The organism is Ancylobacter radicis (assembly GCF_018449475.1).
In the GTDB taxonomy this organism is placed as follows: domain Bacteria; phylum Pseudomonadota; class Alphaproteobacteria; order Rhizobiales; family Xanthobacteraceae; genus Ancylobacter; species Ancylobacter radicis.
Map to the genome: position 1 here is coordinate 1 of NZ_JAHCQH010000003.1, position 15072 is coordinate 15072.

15 protein-coding genes are annotated in these 15072 nt (G+C 66.1%); 3 read left to right on the forward strand and 12 right to left on the reverse strand.

Going from position 1 to position 15072, the window contains the following annotated elements; genetic code table 11:
• Positions 1-41 precede the first annotated feature (41 nt).
• The 8 genes from KIP89_RS00065 to KIP89_RS00100 all read right to left on the reverse strand — a co-directional run bounded on the left by KIP89_RS00065 (position 42) and on the right by KIP89_RS00100 (position 9613).
• On the reverse strand, positions 42-1526 hold the full coding sequence (locus KIP89_RS00065; RefSeq protein WP_213753380.1) for a serine protease: 1485 nt from the start codon (positions 1524-1526) through the stop codon (positions 42-44).
• Between the two features lie 119 nt (positions 1527-1645).
• Positions 1646-1873: a hypothetical protein gene (locus KIP89_RS00070; protein ID WP_213753381.1), complete on the reverse strand. Its 228-nt coding sequence runs from the start codon at positions 1871-1873 to the stop codon at positions 1646-1648.
• A gap of 506 nt (positions 1874-2379) precedes the next feature.
• The gene (gene mqo / locus KIP89_RS00075) at positions 2380-3906 is read right to left on the reverse strand and encodes a malate dehydrogenase (quinone) (protein ID WP_250152083.1); all 1527 of its coding nucleotides are present in this window, start codon (positions 3904-3906) and stop codon (positions 2380-2382) included.
• 14 nt (positions 3907-3920) lie between these two features.
• On the reverse strand, positions 3921-4304 hold the full coding sequence (locus tag KIP89_RS00080; RefSeq protein WP_369807007.1) for a cupin domain-containing protein: 384 nt from the start codon (positions 4302-4304) through the stop codon (positions 3921-3923).
• A gap of 30 nt (positions 4305-4334) precedes the next feature.
• Positions 4335-5795, reverse strand: a complete 1461-nt coding sequence (gene fumC, locus KIP89_RS00085; RefSeq protein ID WP_213753383.1) for a class II fumarate hydratase — start codon at positions 5793-5795, stop codon at positions 4335-4337.
• Positions 5796-6119: 324 nt separating this feature from the next.
• Positions 6120-6908 carry a sulfite exporter TauE/SafE family protein gene (locus tag KIP89_RS00090; RefSeq protein WP_213753384.1) on the reverse strand — a complete coding sequence of 263 codons (789 nt, stop codon included), beginning with the start codon at positions 6906-6908 and terminating at the stop codon, positions 6120-6122.
• The gene (locus KIP89_RS00095; protein WP_213753385.1) at positions 6905-8599 is read right to left on the reverse strand and encodes a bifunctional protein tyrosine phosphatase family protein/NAD(P)/FAD-dependent oxidoreductase; all 1695 of its coding nucleotides are present in this window, start codon (positions 8597-8599) and stop codon (positions 6905-6907) included. The genes KIP89_RS00090 and KIP89_RS00095 overlap by 4 nt, the downstream gene beginning before the upstream one ends.
• A 90-nt stretch (positions 8600-8689) precedes the next feature.
• Positions 8690-9613 (reverse strand): MBL fold metallo-hydrolase, encoded by a 924-nt coding sequence (locus KIP89_RS00100; RefSeq protein ID WP_213753386.1) that lies wholly within the window; start codon positions 9611-9613, stop codon positions 8690-8692.
• 99 nt (positions 9614-9712) lie between these two features.
• Here KIP89_RS00100 and KIP89_RS00105 point away from each other — a divergent pair, with 99 nt between their 5' ends.
• Both KIP89_RS00105 and KIP89_RS00110 read left to right on the forward strand, forming a co-directional pair.
• A complete protein-coding gene (locus KIP89_RS00105) occupies positions 9713-10366 on the forward strand; it encodes a peroxiredoxin (RefSeq protein ID WP_250152085.1) in 654 nt (217 codons plus the stop codon).
• 2 nt (positions 10367-10368) lie between these two features.
• Complete coding sequence (locus KIP89_RS00110; RefSeq protein WP_213753387.1) at positions 10369-10797, forward strand: ArsR/SmtB family transcription factor; 429 nt, start codon at positions 10369-10371, stop codon at positions 10795-10797.
• Positions 10798-10824: 27 nt separating this feature from the next.
• On the opposite strand, the gene KIP89_RS00115 is transcribed toward KIP89_RS00110, so the two are convergent.
• On the reverse strand, positions 10825-11124 hold the full coding sequence (locus KIP89_RS00115) for a hypothetical protein (protein WP_213753388.1): 300 nt from the start codon (positions 11122-11124) through the stop codon (positions 10825-10827).
• Between the two features lie 201 nt (positions 11125-11325).
• Here KIP89_RS00115 and KIP89_RS00120 point away from each other — a divergent pair, with 201 nt between their 5' ends.
• Positions 11326-12801, forward strand: coding sequence for a methyl-accepting chemotaxis protein (locus KIP89_RS00120; protein ID WP_213753389.1), 1476 nt, complete (start codon positions 11326-11328; stop codon positions 12799-12801).
• A gap of 37 nt (positions 12802-12838) precedes the next feature.
• Here the strand turns inward: KIP89_RS00120 and KIP89_RS00125 are convergent, their stop codons facing one another.
• The 3 genes from KIP89_RS00125 to KIP89_RS00135 all read right to left on the reverse strand — a co-directional run bounded on the left by KIP89_RS00125 (position 12839) and on the right by KIP89_RS00135 (position 15027).
• Positions 12839-13060, reverse strand: a complete 222-nt coding sequence (locus KIP89_RS00125; protein ID WP_213753390.1) for a hypothetical protein — start codon at positions 13058-13060, stop codon at positions 12839-12841.
• A 118-nt stretch (positions 13061-13178) separates the two neighbouring features.
• Positions 13179-14009, reverse strand: coding sequence for an ABC transporter permease (locus KIP89_RS00130; protein WP_213753391.1), 831 nt, complete (start codon positions 14007-14009; stop codon positions 13179-13181).
• A 166-nt stretch (positions 14010-14175) separates the two neighbouring features.
• Positions 14176-15027 (reverse strand): ABC transporter permease, encoded by an 852-nt coding sequence (locus tag KIP89_RS00135; RefSeq protein ID WP_213753392.1) that lies wholly within the window; start codon positions 15025-15027, stop codon positions 14176-14178.
• Between the last annotated feature and the right edge of the window lie 45 nt (positions 15028-15072).

Genomic DNA, 15072 nt, shown 5'->3' on the forward strand with positions numbered 1-15072 from the left:
CCTCGTGATCCAGCACCATCCGCACCGCCCGGGCACGCACTTCAGGCGAGAACTTGTTCGTCGTCTTGCTCGTCATAGCCCCATCCTCTCAGGAGTTGGGGCCTCCGGCAAAGCCGGGGCGGTTCACGGGTGAAATTGCCGGAGCTGGCAAGCTGCTCGCTCAACGGGAAGCCGAAGGCGGCAATGTCCTCGCCCAGCTTCACGCCGCCGCGAAAGGCTGCCGTCTTCGCGCTCTCCTCCCCGGCGCTCACCAGAGCGAGATCATTCGCTTCGTCCCGCGCCATGACCTTGGCCGGTGAGGGGGTGCGATTGAGGGACACGGTGACGCTCGTGCACCCCTCCACGACATGCGCATTGGTGAGGATCGTCTTGGGAGCGACGTAAAAGCCCGTGCCTGTCGATATCTCGACGTCCTTCGGCTTGGAAGGCGCGGTGGCGGCGGCTGAGACGGCGGGCTTGCGGTCCTCCTTCGTGGGTGTCCAGACAACTTCGAGAAGCTTGGAGCCATCGGACACGAAGGAATCATCGGGAATGATGCCCTCGCCCTTGAACAGGTCCCTCATTTCCGTGACCTTCGAGCCGTCCACCGGGCCGATGACGACGGCGTATCGACCGTTAGCGAACCGGGCCACGAAGAGATTGTCGAAGGATTGCCCAGCTCCCACGTCAACCGCGAGCTTGCTCAAACGCACATGGTGCTCACGGGCCTCCAGGATCGCCTCATAGGCCTCCGGGCGGCTGGCGATGACGATGAACCGCATATCGTCCGCCGCAACGGTGCCTTGGACGGGCGATGGCGGCTGGCGGGATTGCTTCTGGCCAACCGAGGACCGGAACAGGTCCGAGATCAACACGACCAGTCGGTCGCCATGGATATCCGAGTCCGTCTTCCACACCATGGTGAAGCCAACCAGGCCTGTGCCCAGCCGTTGGAAGCGGGTATAGGCGGACACACCGCTACCGCCGGTGGAGACGACGAAGAAGTCCTCTTTCAACACTTCGTATTCCAGCCGCAGGGTACGACGCTTCAGCAGGTCACCTTTGACGGCCCGAAAGGCGGCCTCAAGGTTCGCATGGGTGGCGCTGACGAAGCTGATGAACAAGGCGTCCGATTTGGCCTCGAATTCCAGATCACCGTCATCCCTCTCCATCGTGAGATTGAGCCCCTTCGGCACCCATAGCGTGGCCGAGGCGGAAGGGTGGCGGACAGGAGCGAGCCCCCACATGCGGAGCAAGGGCGACGCCTTTTCGCGAAGAGCCCGGCGCTGCTCTGCCGTAAGGATGCCGGTTGCCGGGAAGCCCGCATCTGACTGGAAGGCCTGGATGGCTCCCATGAGCTTGGGGCCGAACGCGTCATTGGCAACAACAGGCCAGTAGCCGGTCACGGTCAGCAGCGACTGGATGTCCAGCCGCTCCTGAAGTGGCAGTGCCTTGAACGCCGCCCTAGCCTCCCCGACATCAGCGGGCCGATTAGTTGCCCCTCCGATCAAGAATGCGACGAGCATAACGCAAAGAACACGAAACATAGCCAGCCCCCCCAGCGCGGCCATTGTCCAGAGGCGGAAGCGAAAAGTCGACCATGGACGTCATAGCCACCACCGTTTTGCGCGAGGCAACGACCGTGTGGCCGTGTCAGGCGAGTGCTTCAACGCGCTATCCCGCACATGAACCTGCGATCAGGCGCCTGCCCGACCAGTCCGCACAGCTCCATTCGGCCGGTCAGACGGTCCACCTTGATGAGGCCGCCTTGGAGCCCATTGGGATAGTAGCTGAAGCGCAATTGATTGATGGCCGGCGCGATCCAGAGGAAGGCGATCAGGCCTCCGAAGGCACAAAGCCAATAGATCGGCGTGATACGAAGCTTGGAGATCATCGGGGGTCCCGTAACGTTTGCAACTGATCTGACAAACTGTTATGGGATTGAAAGGCGCCGCGCCGAAAAAGCTAATGATTTCAGTGCTTAATGCTTCGATTTAGGATTTTCAATCCTCTCTCGCAGCACCAGCCTTTGCCTTCAAGATCAGCACTTTATCGATGGATCAAGGCTTTGCGGCTGCCATTGCTGCGGGATGGCGCTGCAAATGGCATGGCGCATGGCCGCCCTTTCCGTCATCCGCCCTTCCGTCATCCCAAGACCGGCATTTTCTGGTTTCGCAAGGCGCTTCCCGACGCGCGCGCGTCGGGAAGCGGGAGATTTCCCAAAGCCTCGCCAGCCGAGACCCGGACACCGCCAAGAAACGCGCCGCGCCGCTCGATGCCGAGTGGAATGCGCGCTGTGGAATGCGCGCTTCAAGTCGCTCCAGTCAGGCGTGACTGTCCTCACCCAGAAGCACATCGTTGCGCGCCCGCCCCCGCCCCCGCCGGGCGGTTTCTGACGGGTCAGATGTTCTCGATTTTCAGCACCGGCGCGGTCTCAGTGCGGGCGCGCCGGCAGGCGTCGGCGTCCACTTTCAGGTCGATGCCATAGGTCGGGATCATCGCCTTCAGCGCCGGCAGCCAGCCATCCGGGGTCAGCTTGTCGGCAAAGCAACTCTGCAGCACTTCCATCGCGATGAAGGCGGCGGTAGAGGCGCCCGGCGAGGCGCCGAGCAGCGCCACCAGCGACTTGTCCGCCGCCGGGATCAGCTCGGTGCCGAATTCCAACGCGCCGCCCAGCCCTTCCAGCCCCGGCCCCTTGTTCGGCTTGATGACCTGCACGCGCTGGCCGGCGACCGCCTCGACCCAGTCGGCGCGGGCGGCCTGCGGGTAGAACTGGCGCAGCGTGCCGAACTGGTGCGCCGAGCTCTGCAGCACCTGGCTGATGAGATATTCGGTCAGCGCCATGTTGTTCTTGGCGACATCGAGGATGGGCAGCAGGTTGGACGGCGTGATCGACTCGGCGAGATCGGTCATCGAGCCGTGCTTGAGGAATTTCGGCGAGAAGCCGGCATAGGGTCCGAACAGCAGCGATTTCTTGCCGCCGATGATGCGGGTGTCGAGATGCGGCACCGACATGGGCGGCGAGCCGCTCGCCGCCTTGCCATAGACCTTGGCCTCATGCCGCGCGCTCACCGCCTCGACATCGCAGCGCAGCCAGATGCCGCTGACCGGGAAGCCGCCATAGCCCTTGCCCTCGGGAATGCCGGACATCTGCAACAGGTCGATGGAGGCGCCGCCCGCGCCGATGAACACGAACTTGGCCGAGACGCTCATGCGCGTGCCGTCATAGGTGTCGGCGACAGTGACGCGCCAGCGCCCATCCGCCTCGCGCTCCAGCCCCACGACCTGCCGGTTGTAATGCACCTCGAAGCCGCTCTGCGCGGTGAGCTGGGCGACCAGAAGATGGGTCAGCGAGCCGTAATCGACATCGGTACCGGTGATGATGCGCGTCGCCGCGATCGGCTCGCCGGACGCTTGGCCTTTTGGCGCGCGCCCCTCGATGATGAGCGGCGCCCATTGCGCGATCTGCGCGGGATCCTCGCTGTACTCCATGCCGTGATAGCAGTGATGCGCCGACATCTCGTTGAAGCGCGCGCGCAGGAAGGCGACATTCTCCGCGCCCCAGACGAAGCTCATATGCGGGCAGGGATGGATGAAGGCGCGCGGGTCGGGAATGGCGCTCTTGCGCACCAGATGCGCCCAGAGCTGGCGGGAAATGTCGAACTCGGTGTTGACCTCCAGCGCCTTGGAAATGTCGACGCTGCCATCGGCGCGCTGCGGCGTGTAGTTCAGCTCGCAATTGGCGGCATGGCCGGTGCCAGCATTGTTCCAGGCCTTGGAGCTCTCCTGGCCGCAATCGTCCAGCGTCTCGAACATGACGACGCTGAGCGCGGGGTCCAGCTCCTTCAGCACGGTGCCGAGCGTGGCGCTCATGATGCCCGCGCCGATGAGCACGATGTCCGGCGTGTCGGTGGTGGGGATCGGCATGATGGCGGCTCCTCTCAGGGCGCGGGCGTGGCGGGAACGAAGCCGAGATCGGTGCCGTCCTCATAGACGACATAGGCGCGGCGCCACGGATCGGTGCCGATCAGCCGCCATTTGTGGCCGGAGCCGGTGTTGTCCTGCGCCAGCAGCACGTCGCCCGGCCGGATGGTGAAGGTGGCGCCGGACTTGGTCTCGAATTCCAGCGTGCCGGACAGGGTGAGCACATAGCGCGGCACCGGGTCCTGATGCCATTCGAAGGCGCCGCCCGAGGCGGTCTCGCGGAACGAGATGTTCCGGGCGCTAGCGGCCTTGCCGATGAAATCGCCGCGCTCGCCCTCGGTCATCGCGATGCTGCCTTCCTCGAACAGCGAATTGCCGTCCGGCCCGGTCCACAGTCTCACGCATCGGATCATCGTCACTCTCCCGCTGTCTTACGCGCCCGCAAGGCCATGGCCGACCATGCCGAGGGGCTTGATGGTCTCGTCGAAAAGCGCGGCATCCACCTTGCCGGAGGCGAGCGCCGCCTCGCGCAGCGTGGTGCCGTCGGCGATCGCCTTCTCGGCGATATGGGCGGCGTTCTGGTAGCCGATGACGGGCGACAGCGCGGTCACCAGCATGACGCTGCCGGCGACATAGTCGGCGATGCGCGCGCGGTTCAGCTCCGTGCCCTCGACCGAGAATTCGCGGAACTTGCCGCAGCCATCGGCAAGGATGCGCGCCGAGTGCAGGAAATTGTTGATGATCACCGGGCGCATGGCGTTCAGCTCGAAATTGCCCTGGCTGCCGGCGATGGCGACCGCGCTGTCATTGCCCATCACCTGGATGGCGATCATCACCATCGCCTCGCACTGGGTCGGGTTCACCTTGCCCGGCATGATCGAGGAGCCCGGCTCGTTCGACGGCAGGATGAGTTCGCCCAGCCCGCAGCGCGGCCCGGAGGCGAGCCAGCGCATGTCGTTGGCGATCTTCATCAGCGCCACGGCGAGGCCGCGCAGCGCCGCATGGGCCCGCACCATGGCGTCGAGCGAGCCCTGCGCGGCGAATTTGTTCGGCGCGGTGACGAAGGGCTTGCCGGTGAGCGTGGCGATGGCGGCGGCGACCTCGGCGGAGAAGCCCGCGGGTGCGTTCAGCCCGGTGCCGACCGCCGTGCCACCGACGGCGAGTTCGTAGAGCCCCGCCCGGCTCGCGGCGATGTCGGCCATGGCGGCGCGGATCTGCCCGGCCCAGCCATGCCATTCCTGCCCGACGGTGAGCGGCACCGCGTCTTCCAGATGGGTGCGGCCGATCTTCACCACATCCATCCAGCCCTCGGCCTTGCGCTCGATGGTGGCGGCGAGCTGATCGAGCTGCGGCAGCAGCACCGCGTCGATGGCCTCGACGGCGGCGATGTGCATAGCGGTCGGAAAGGTGTCGTTGGACGACTGGCCCATATTGACGTCGTCATTCGGGCCGATCGGCTTCTGCGAGCCGAGCGTGCCGCCGAGCAGCTGGATCGCCCGGTTGGAGATCACCTCATTGACGTTCATATTCGACTGGGTGCCCGAACCGGTCTGCCAGACATAGAGCGGGTAATGATCGTCCAGCGCCCCGGCGATGGTCTCGTCGGCGGCGCGGATGATGGCGTCGCGCTTCCAGTCCGGCAGGCGGCCGGCGCGCGCATTCACCAGCGCGCAGGCTTTCTTCACCGTGCCATAGGCGTGGTAGACCGCCTTCGGCATCCGGTCGTCGCCAATGTTGAAATGGTGCAGCGACCGCTCGGTCTGCGCGCCCCAATAGCGGTCGGCCGGCACCATGACCTCGCCCATGCTGTCGAATTCGCGCCGCTGGCCGCTCGCGGCGATCCCCACGGGCAGGTCCTGAAGTGTAGGGAGATCCTGAGCGTGTGGTGCCATCTGGCGGGTCCTCATAGGCTGAAGAGAGTGCGGCGGGCCTTGTCGGTGCGGTGGAACGGGGGCGCGCACGTCTCCGGCGGCCAGCTCCCTGCCTCTGAACTGGGAGGCAGCAACGAGCTGCAATACAATAAGTATTGCTGACCTGATTTCGGAATTACACGTAAATATCTTCTATAATAATTTGTTATGTTTGACGTAAAGTAAATCGGGATCGGGCGGCACGGGGGCTCCCCGTGCGCGGAGGGGGCTTCCCGCGCGCGAACGGAAGCGGCCGCCCTGTGCGGGCGGCGCGCAAACGATCCGGTCGCGCGCCTGAAAGAGGCGTCAGGCCAGAAGCGCCGTCGCGCTCTTGAACAGCATGTAGAAGGCGACAACGAAGATCAGCGTGGCGAACACCGTCGCCAGATGGCCGTTCCGGCCGGACAGGTGCTGCGCGAGCTTCATGCCGGCGATACTGCCGAACGCGCCGCCGCCGACGAAGACGAAGGCGAGCGGCCAGTTCACCAGGCCCGACAGCGCATAGTTGAACGCCGTGGTCAGGCCGAAGGCGGTCACCGCCACCAGCGAGGTGCCGACCGCGTTGAGGATCGGCATGCCGGTGGAGCCGATGAGGCCGGGCACGATGAGGAAGCCGCCGCCAATGCCGAAGAAGCCCGAGAAGATGCCGGTCCCCAGACCGAAGCCGAGCACTTTCGGGGCCTTCTGGCGGGTACATTCCGCGCCGGGCTCCCCCGGATTGCCGCGCCCGCGCAGCATCACGACGCCGACGACGAGCATGAGCAGGGCAAACAGGAACAGCAGCTTCTCGCCGCCCACCAGCTTGCCGAGGCTCGACCCGGCGAAGGCGCCGAGGATGCCGGCGGCCGCGTACATGCCGCCGCAGCGCCATTTCACCGTGCCCGCACGGGCATGGCCGAGCAGGCCGGCCGCCGCATTCACGGCCACGGCGAAGGCGCTCGTGCCAATGGCGACATGCGGATTGCGCACGCCCACCAGATAGACCATCAGCGGCACGGCGAGGATGGATCCCCCGCCGCCCACCAGCCCGAGCGTGAAGCCCACGAGCACACCCGCGCCGGCCCCCAGCCCGTATTGCAGCGGCTCAAGCATCACGCCGCCTCGTTCACAGCCGGAACGATCGGCTTCGGGCGGCACAGCCATTCACGCCCCTTCAGCATGGCGTGCCAGTAGATCGGTGGCAGCATCCGATCCTTCAGGAACCAGGCCCGCCGTGTCGGGCGCGTGCCATCGAGCACCCAGCGCGGAAAGGTCGGCAGCAGGGCGCCGCCATAGCCGAACTCGGCGAGGACGATCTTGCCCCGCTCGACGGTAAGCGGGCAGGAGCCATAGCCATTGTAATAGGCGACCGGCGCCTGCCCCTTCAGCGCCGCCAGCACGTTGACCGCGACCACCGGGGCCTGGTTGCGCGCCGCCGCGGCCGTCTTGGCATTGGGCGTGTTGGTCGCGTCACCCAGGGCGAAGATGTCCGGGTAGCGCACATGGCGCAGTGTCGCCGGGTCGACCTCGATCCAGCCACCCGCCCCGGCCAGCGGGCTACCGGCAATCACGTCGAGCGGCTTTTGCGGGGGAACCGCATGCAGCATGTCGAAGCCGCGCTCGATGCGCTCCACCTCGCCATCCGCGCCTTTCCGCTCGAACGTGGCCATGCGGCCCGGCCCGTCGACGGCGACCAGGGTGGAGCCGAAATTGAGGTCGATGCCGTAGCGTTCCACATAGGTCATCAGGGCGGGAACATAGGCGGGCACGCCGAACAGGACGCCGCCGGCATTGTGGAACTCGACCTGCATGCCGCCCAGAATGCCGGCACTCCGCCAGATATCGCAGGACAGGTACATCGCCTTTTGCGGGGCGCCCGCGCATTTGATCGGCATGGCCGGCTGGGTGAACAAGGCCCGGCCCGGCTTCATCGTGCTGGCGAGACGGAACGTATAGGGCGCCAGATCGTACCGATAATTCGATGTCACGCCATGCGTGCCGAGCGATTCGGCGAGGCCCGGCACCGCCTCCCAGGCGAGCCGCAGGCCGGTCGCCGCGACGAGGATGCGGTAGCCGATATGGGAGCCGTCGGCGAGCGCGACCTCCTTGGCGTCCGGCAGGAAGCTCGCCGCCCCCTGCCGGATCCAGGTCACCCCGCAGGGGATGACGGACTCCATCCGGTGCCGCGTGGTCTCCGGCTGAAACACGCCGGCGCCGACCATGGTCCAGCCGGGCTGGTAGAAATGGAATTCGGCCGGCTCGACAATGGCGATGTCGAGCGTCGCGCGGCGCTTGAGCAGGCTCGCCGCCGTGGCGATGCCCGCCGCGCCGCCGCCGACGATGACGACGTCATAGGTCTTCGCCGTGCCGCCCGGCGCGGCCTTCCGCGCGGCCGTGCGGCTCAGCCGCTCGCGCTGCGCGGACAGATCGAACCCCGCCCGCTCCGCGAGGAAGAGGATTTCCTCAGGCTCACGCCGCCCGGCCTCGGCCAGCCCCCAGAGCGTTGCGGCGCGCGCGCCGCTGCGGCAATAACCAAGCACCGGCCCCTCGGCCTCGTCCAGCGCCCCGCGCATCGCGGCGATGTCGGCATCGGTAAAGGTGCCGGGGGTGATCGGGATGTGGACGAAGCGCATATCGAGCGCGGTGGCGAGACGTGCGAGCTCGCCGGCGCTGGGCTGCCCGTCCTCCTCGCCATCCGGCCGGGTACAGATGATGGTCGTGAACCCGGCCGCCTCGGCCTCGGCCACCGCGACGGCGTCGATTTGCGGCGTGGCGGAAAATTCCGGCGTGATCTGCTTGGGTGTCATGGCGCGTTTCCTCGGTTTTGTGACGCGCCTTCGCCTTGACGGTCCGGGCGGTGGCGGCCCGGAGGAGGAGGCAGACGCGGGCTTGATGGTTCAAAGCGTGTCGAGCGGCAGCTTGAGGTAGCGTTTGCCGTTCTCTTCCGGTTCGGGAAGCTGGCCGCCGCGTATGTTCACCTGCACGGAAGGCAGGATCAGCTTGGGCATGGCGAGCGTCGCATCCCGCTTGGTGCGCATCTCGACGAAGGCGTCCTCTTCCACCCCGTCGCGCACATGGATGTTGCCGGCGCGCTCGGCGGCCACGGTGGTCTCCCACACATAGGAATCACGCCCCGGCGCCTTGTAGTCGTGGCAAAGGAAGAGGCGCGTCGCGTCGGGCAGCGCGAGCAGACGGCGGATCGACTGGTAGAGTTGACGGGCATCGCCGCCGGGAAAATCGGCCCGCGCGGTGCCGAAATCGGGCATGAACAGCGTGTCGCCGGTAAACACCACGTCGCCGATCACATAGGCCATGTCCGCCGGCGTGTGACCGGGGACATGAAGCGCGATGGCCGGGATCGAGCCAATGGCGAATTCGTCGCCATCCTCGAACAGACGGTCGAATTCGGAGCCGTCGCGGGCGAATTCGGTGCCGACGTTGAAGATTTTTCCGAAGACGTTCTGGACCGTGATGATCTCGCGGCCGATGGCGAGCTTGCCGCCGAGCGTCTGCTGGATATAGGGCGCCGCCGAAAGGTGGTCGGCATGGGCATGGGTTTCCAGCAGCCAGTCGAGCGTGAGCCCCTCGGCCCGCACATAGGCGATCATCGCGTCCGCCGAGGCGGTGGAGGTCCGGCCAGAGGCCGCGTCGAAATCGAGAACACTGTCGACAATCGCGGCGCGACGGGTGGCCGGATCATGGATCACGTAGCTCGCCGTGTTCGTCGGCTCGTCGAAGAAGGCCTTGACGGCAAGCTTGTCGCGGGCCGCCTGGGCGGCATGAACCTGATGGGTGGCGTGGTCGAGCGGGTGATCCGACATGGCGTCCTCCTTGCGGGATTATCAGTTTCATAATTTATGATTTTACGTAATTGTAAATACGGATTGCATCAAGGCAACCGGAAAGGCAATCAGGAGCCCATGGCTGGCGAACACACTTCCGCGACCGAGACCGCCCTCTCCTGCGTCCGCCCGCTGCGGATGGGGGATGCGGCGCCCGTGTTCCGCGCGCGTTCCACGCGCGGGGATATCGACCTGTCCCGCTACCGGGGCCGCTGGCTGGTGTTCTTTTCGCACCCGGCCGATTTCACGCCGGTCTGCACCAGCGAGTTCATCGCCCTGGCCCGGCTGGCGCCGGAATTCGAGGCCGCGGGCTTTGCCCTGCTGGGCCTGTCGGTCGACAGCCTGTTCGCCCATGTCGCGTGGATGCGCGCCATCCGGGAGACGTTTGGCGTCGATGTGCCGTTCCCGATCATCGAGGACCCGTCAATGGTCATCGGCCGTGCCTACGGCATGATCGACGAGCGCGCGCCGGATTCCTCGGCCGTGCGGGCGAGCTATTTCATCGACCCCGACGGCATCATCCGCGCCATGAACTGGTACCCGATGACGGTCGGACGGTCGGCCGACGAGATGCTGCGGCTGGCCACGGCGCTCAAGCGCGTCGAGGCCGGAGATGCCGTCACGCCGGAAGGTTGGCGTCCCGGCGACCCCGTGCTGTCGCCGCTCGATGAGGCGACCGCCCTCGCCGAGCCGGAAAGCGACTGGTTCTGCCGGCGCATCAAGGGAGGCTGAGCATGCCGCTGACCCGCGAAGAAGCGGACCGCGCTGTCGAAAAGCTACGGATCTACAGCCAGGCACAAAGGCTGATGATCCTCTCCCATCTCCAGATGGGCGAACTGACGGTCGGCGAGATCGACGCGGCAACCGGCATTGCCCAGCCGGCGCTGAGCCAGCAGCTCGCCGAATTGCGGCGGGCCGGGCTGGTGACGACGCGGCGCGCCTCCAAGCAGGTGTTCTATCGTCTGGCGGATGTCATGGTTGCCAACTGCGTGCGCAATATCGAGGCGCAGTTCGGCGGTGCGGGCGAACCGCCCTCTCCCCTCGCGACGGCACCGGCATCGGCGCCCCCTTCACCGGCCTCCGCGCCGGCGCACGCGATTGCCGCGCCGCGCAACCGCAATGCCGCGGTGTTTGCCCGCATTCTCCTGCCCGGCGACGCCTGAGCCGGCGCCCCCCGCCCCGAGGGGGCGTCACCTCTGCCGGATGATGCGCTCGCGGCAGCGATAGCCGATGAAGCACTGGTTCTGGTCGGTGGTCTGCAGCCAGACGGGAACGGTGGTCTCGTCCTGCGAGCAGTAGCGTTGGTTGCTCACATAGCGGTCATAGATGTTCGGGCCGGTGCCGATCACCACCTGCCCTTGCTGGCGAACCATGCCGGCTGTGGCGGCGCAGCTCATGCGCAGCGAATCCGGGCGGGACTGGCCAGCGGCCGGCGCGGCGAAAGCGGCGGCGACAACGAGACCGGAAATGAGGCAGGGGATGAGACGCATGGATCACCTCACACGAACACGCCGCGATGGCATGGGCCGAACTATGCACGCCGCGCGGCCCCCCCGGCATCCGCAATCACACGGGCTTCTCGGGAATGTGACTGGGCCGGCCCTGTCGCGCTCGACACGCAATCCAGAAGCAAGCCTGCGCCCTTACGCGATGTGCACCCGCCGCGAGAGGGTGGCGGGCGGAGGTTTTCGATGCGTCTGTTTTCCCGCCGCGAGGCCCGGCTCACGCTGGACGCTCTCGACCGCTCTCTTGCCGTCATCGAATTCACGCCCGAAGGGCGGGTGATCGGCGCGAACGCTAACTTTCTGAACGTGCTCGGCTACACGCTGGCGGAGATCGTGAACCAGCCGCACGCGCTTTTCGTGCGCCCGGAAGAACGCACAAGCGCGCCATATCGCCAGTTCTGGGACGATCTGCGGCGCGGCACGTTCAAGTCCGCCGAGTTCCAGCGCGTGGCCAAGGATGGCCGCGCGGTCTTCATTCAGGCGACCTACAACCCGATCCTCGTCGGCGGCAAGGTCGTGAAGGTGATCAAGTTCGCCACCGACGTCACCCGGCAGAAGGCGATGCAGGCCGAATGCGACAGCCTTGTCGAGGCGGTCGGCAAGTCGCAGGCGATCATCCATTTCACCCCGACCGGCCAAGTGCTGGAGGCGAACGAGAATTTCCTCGCGGCGCTCGGCTACACGCTTGAGGACATCCGCGGCCGGCACCATTCGATGTTCGTCGCGCCGCAGGAGCGCGACACGCCGGCCTACCGCCAGTTCTGGACCGATCTCGGGCGAGGCGACTTCCAGGCCGGCGAGTTCTGCCGCATCGGCAAGGGCGGGCGGGAGGTCTGGATCCAGGCCTCCTACAACCCGGTCTTCGACGCGGCCGGCCACGTGACCAAAGTGGTGAAATTCGCTACCGACATCACCGCCCAGGTGATGGAGCGCCGGCGCCGCGAGGCGGTGCAGAGCTCCATCAGCGCCGATCTGGAACATATCTCGCGGGAGGTCTCCGACACCAACCGCCAGGCGGCAAGCGCCGCCGAGGCGACCAACCAGACCTCGTCCGGGGTCAACGCCGTGGCGTCGGGCGCCGAGGAACTCTCGGCTTCGGTGGAGGAGATCAGCCGGCAGGTGAACATCGCCCTCGACATCTCCCGCGCCGCCGTGACCGAGGGCGAGCGCACCAATCTGATCGTGTCCGACCTCGCCGAGGCGGCGCAGCGGATCGGCCATATCAGCGACCTCATCAGCCAGATCGCCTCGCAGACCAACCTGCTGGCGCTCAACGCCACCATCGAGGCGGCCCGCGCCGGCGAGGCGGGACGCGGCTTCTCGGTCGTGGCGACGGAGGTGAAAAGCCTCGCCAGCCAGACCGCGCAGGCGACCGGCGAGATCACCACCCAGATCGCCGCCGTGCAGAGCCGGACCAAGGAAACCGTGACGGCGCTCGCCGCCATCGGCCAGCGCATCGGCGATATCAACGAGATTTCGACCGGCATCGCCTCGGCGGTGGAGGAGCAGGCGGCGGTGGCGCGCGACATGTCGCAGAGCATGCAGGTCGCCGCCCAGGGCGTCGCGACCATCACCTGCAGCATGGCGGCCATTGCCAATTCAACCCAGCAGGTGGAGACCGCGACGCAGGAATTGCGCAAGGTCTCCCGCCAGATCGCGTGAGCCTCCGCCGCGTTTCACCGTCGACGGGGCGCCCCCGTCAGCGGATGAACTCGACCGTGTCCAGCGAGATGAGCTGGCTGCCCTGATAATTGCCGTCCTGGAGGCGGCAGAGCATGAAGCGGTCGGCCACCTCGATCGGCCCATAGGCGGTGATCAATTCGCCGCTGCGCAGCTTGATGGTCAGCGCGTGCTTGCGGTCGTCCTTGGCCACCTCCTTCAAGAGGTCGCAGATGGTCCGGTCGCTGGTGCAGATGTTCATGGTGGTCCTCCCACGGGTCCCGCCGTCTGGATCGGCTCGCACCGTCCGCGGCTATTTTGGACACCAACAGGACAGGGAACCATCCGGTTCCCTACCGACGCACGGTTGCCCCTGCGGCTCAGCCGGCGAGCCGCCGCGCCCGGCGCTTGCGCAGCACGGCGATCACCGCCAGCGCAAGGAGGATCACCGCCATGGAGAACACCGTCGTCACCGTGCCGAGCGCATAGAGCACCGGCGTCGTGACATTGGTGGTCATGCCGTAGATCTCCAGCGGCAGCGTGTTGAAGCTGCCGGAGGTCATCAGCGTGCGGGCGAATTCGTCATAGGACAGGGTGAAGCCGAACAGGCCGACGCCAATGAGGCTCGGCAGGATGATCGGCAGCACGACATGGGCGAAAGTCTGCCACGGCGTCGCGCCCAGGTCGCGCGCCGCCTCCTCATAGGCCGGGTTGAAGCGGTTGAAGACCGCGAACATGATCAGCAGGCCGAAAGGCAGCGTCCAGGTGAGATGCGCCCCGAAGCCCGAGGAGTACCAGGCCGGCTCCAGCCCGAACACGTTGAAGGCGAGACCGATGCCGAGCGAGATCAGGATCGAGGGCACGATCAGGCTGGCGATGGCGAGGTAGAACAGCGGCCCGGCGCCGAGAAAGCGCCGGCGGAAGGCAAGCCCCGCCAGCAGCGAGACCACCACCGTCGTCAGCATGGTCATGATGCCCAGCATCAGCGAGCGCGAAAAGGCGCCGCCGAAATCGCCCACCGCCTGCTGCTCGAACAGCAAGTTCTCGAACCAGCGCAGCGAGACCCCGTTCATCGGGAAGGTCAGCCCGCCATTCGGCCCCTGAAAGGACAGGATGAAGATGGTCGTCATAGGGCCGTAGAGGAACAGCACGAACAGCACGAAGAAGGCGGTGAGCACATAGAAGCCGGGGCCGCGACGCTCGGAATTCATCCGTGTTGCTCCTCGTTGGGCGCGCCTGCGTGCTTCGAGGCTCGCTGGCGCTCGCACCTCAGCATGACGTCGTTGTCCTCACACAGGGCACCGTCATCCTGAGGTGCCCGGCCGACGGCCGGGCCTCGAAGGAGGCTCGTCGCACGCAACCGTTCCACAAGCATCCTCACAGCTCCTTGCGGATGTTGACGATGCGCAGGATGGCGCCGACCAGCAGCAGCACGAGGACCAGCAGGATCACCGCATTGGCCGCCGCCGCCGGGTATTGCAGCAGCGCGATCTGGTTCGCCATCATCAGTCCGACCGAGGCCGACTGCCCGCCGGACATGAAGCGCACGGTGATGAAATCACCCATCACCAGCGTGACGACGAAGATCGAGCCGATGGCGATGCCGGGCTTGGCCAGCGGGATGATGACATTGGTGAGGATCTGGAAGCCGTTCGCCCCGGCATCGCGCGCCGCCTCGATCAGCGCGCGGTCGATGCGCATCAGCGTGTTGAAGATCGGCGTCACCATGAACAGCGTGTAGAGATGCACCATGGCGAGCACCACCGCGAAGTCCGAGAACAGCAGGAACTCCAGCGGCCGGTCGATCAGCCCCATCGTCATCAGCGTTTGGTTGAGCAGCCCGTTGCGCCCGAGGAACGGGATCCACGAGATCATGCGGATGATGTTCGAGGTCAGGAACGGAATGGTGCAGACCAGGAACAGCACCATCTGCATGGTCGCCGAGCGGATGTGAAAGGCGAGGTAATAGGCCACCCAGAAGCCGATCAGCAACGTCACCGCCCAGACGATGACGGTGTATTTCAGCGTGTTGAGATAGGTGCTCCACGTCACCGGCGAGGTGAGCGATTCCTCGTAATTGGTGAAGACGAAGGCCGGGAAGATCTGGATCGAGTCGTAGTCCCAGAAGCTCACCATCACGATGGTGGCGATGGGCAGCACGAGAAACGCCGCAAGGATCGCCGTCAGCGGCGTCGCCTGAAGGTAGGGAGCGATCCGGGAGAGGGTCATGCTGGGCTTCCGGTGAACGTGTGCATTCACGAGCATCCTTCGAGG

Coding starts and splice junctions, on each gene's coding strand:
- KIP89_RS00070 (WP_213753381.1), bottom strand. CDS start 1,873: ATGATCTCCAAGCTTCGTATCACGCCGATCTATTGGCTTTGTGCCTTC.
- KIP89_RS00065 (WP_213753380.1), bottom strand. CDS start 1,526: ATGTTTCGTGTTCTTTGCGTTATGCTCGTCGCATTCTTGATCGGAGGG.
- KIP89_RS00135 (WP_213753392.1), bottom strand. CDS start 15,027: ATGACCCTCTCCCGGATCGCTCCCTACCTTCAGGCGACGCCGCTGACG.
- mqo (WP_250152083.1), bottom strand. CDS start 3,906: ATGCCGATCCCCACCACCGACACGCCGGACATCGTGCTCATCGGCGCG.
- fumC (WP_213753383.1), bottom strand. CDS start 5,795: ATGGCACCACACGCTCAGGATCTCCCTACACTTCAGGACCTGCCCGTG.
- KIP89_RS00110 (WP_213753387.1), top strand. CDS start 10,369: ATGCCGCTGACCCGCGAAGAAGCGGACCGCGCTGTCGAAAAGCTACGG.
- KIP89_RS00100 (WP_213753386.1), bottom strand. CDS start 9,613: ATGTCGGATCACCCGCTCGACCACGCCACCCATCAGGTTCATGCCGCC.
- KIP89_RS00120 (WP_213753389.1), top strand. CDS start 11,326: ATGCGTCTGTTTTCCCGCCGCGAGGCCCGGCTCACGCTGGACGCTCTC.
- KIP89_RS00095 (WP_213753385.1), bottom strand. CDS start 8,599: ATGACACCCAAGCAGATCACGCCGGAATTTTCCGCCACGCCGCAAATC.
- KIP89_RS00125 (WP_213753390.1), bottom strand. CDS start 13,060: ATGAACATCTGCACCAGCGACCGGACCATCTGCGACCTCTTGAAGGAG.
- KIP89_RS00115 (WP_213753388.1), bottom strand. CDS start 11,124: ATGCGTCTCATCCCCTGCCTCATTTCCGGTCTCGTTGTCGCCGCCGCT.
- KIP89_RS00105 (WP_250152085.1), top strand. CDS start 9,713: ATGGCTGGCGAACACACTTCCGCGACCGAGACCGCCCTCTCCTGCGTC.
- KIP89_RS00130 (WP_213753391.1), bottom strand. CDS start 14,009: ATGAATTCCGAGCGTCGCGGCCCCGGCTTCTATGTGCTCACCGCCTTC.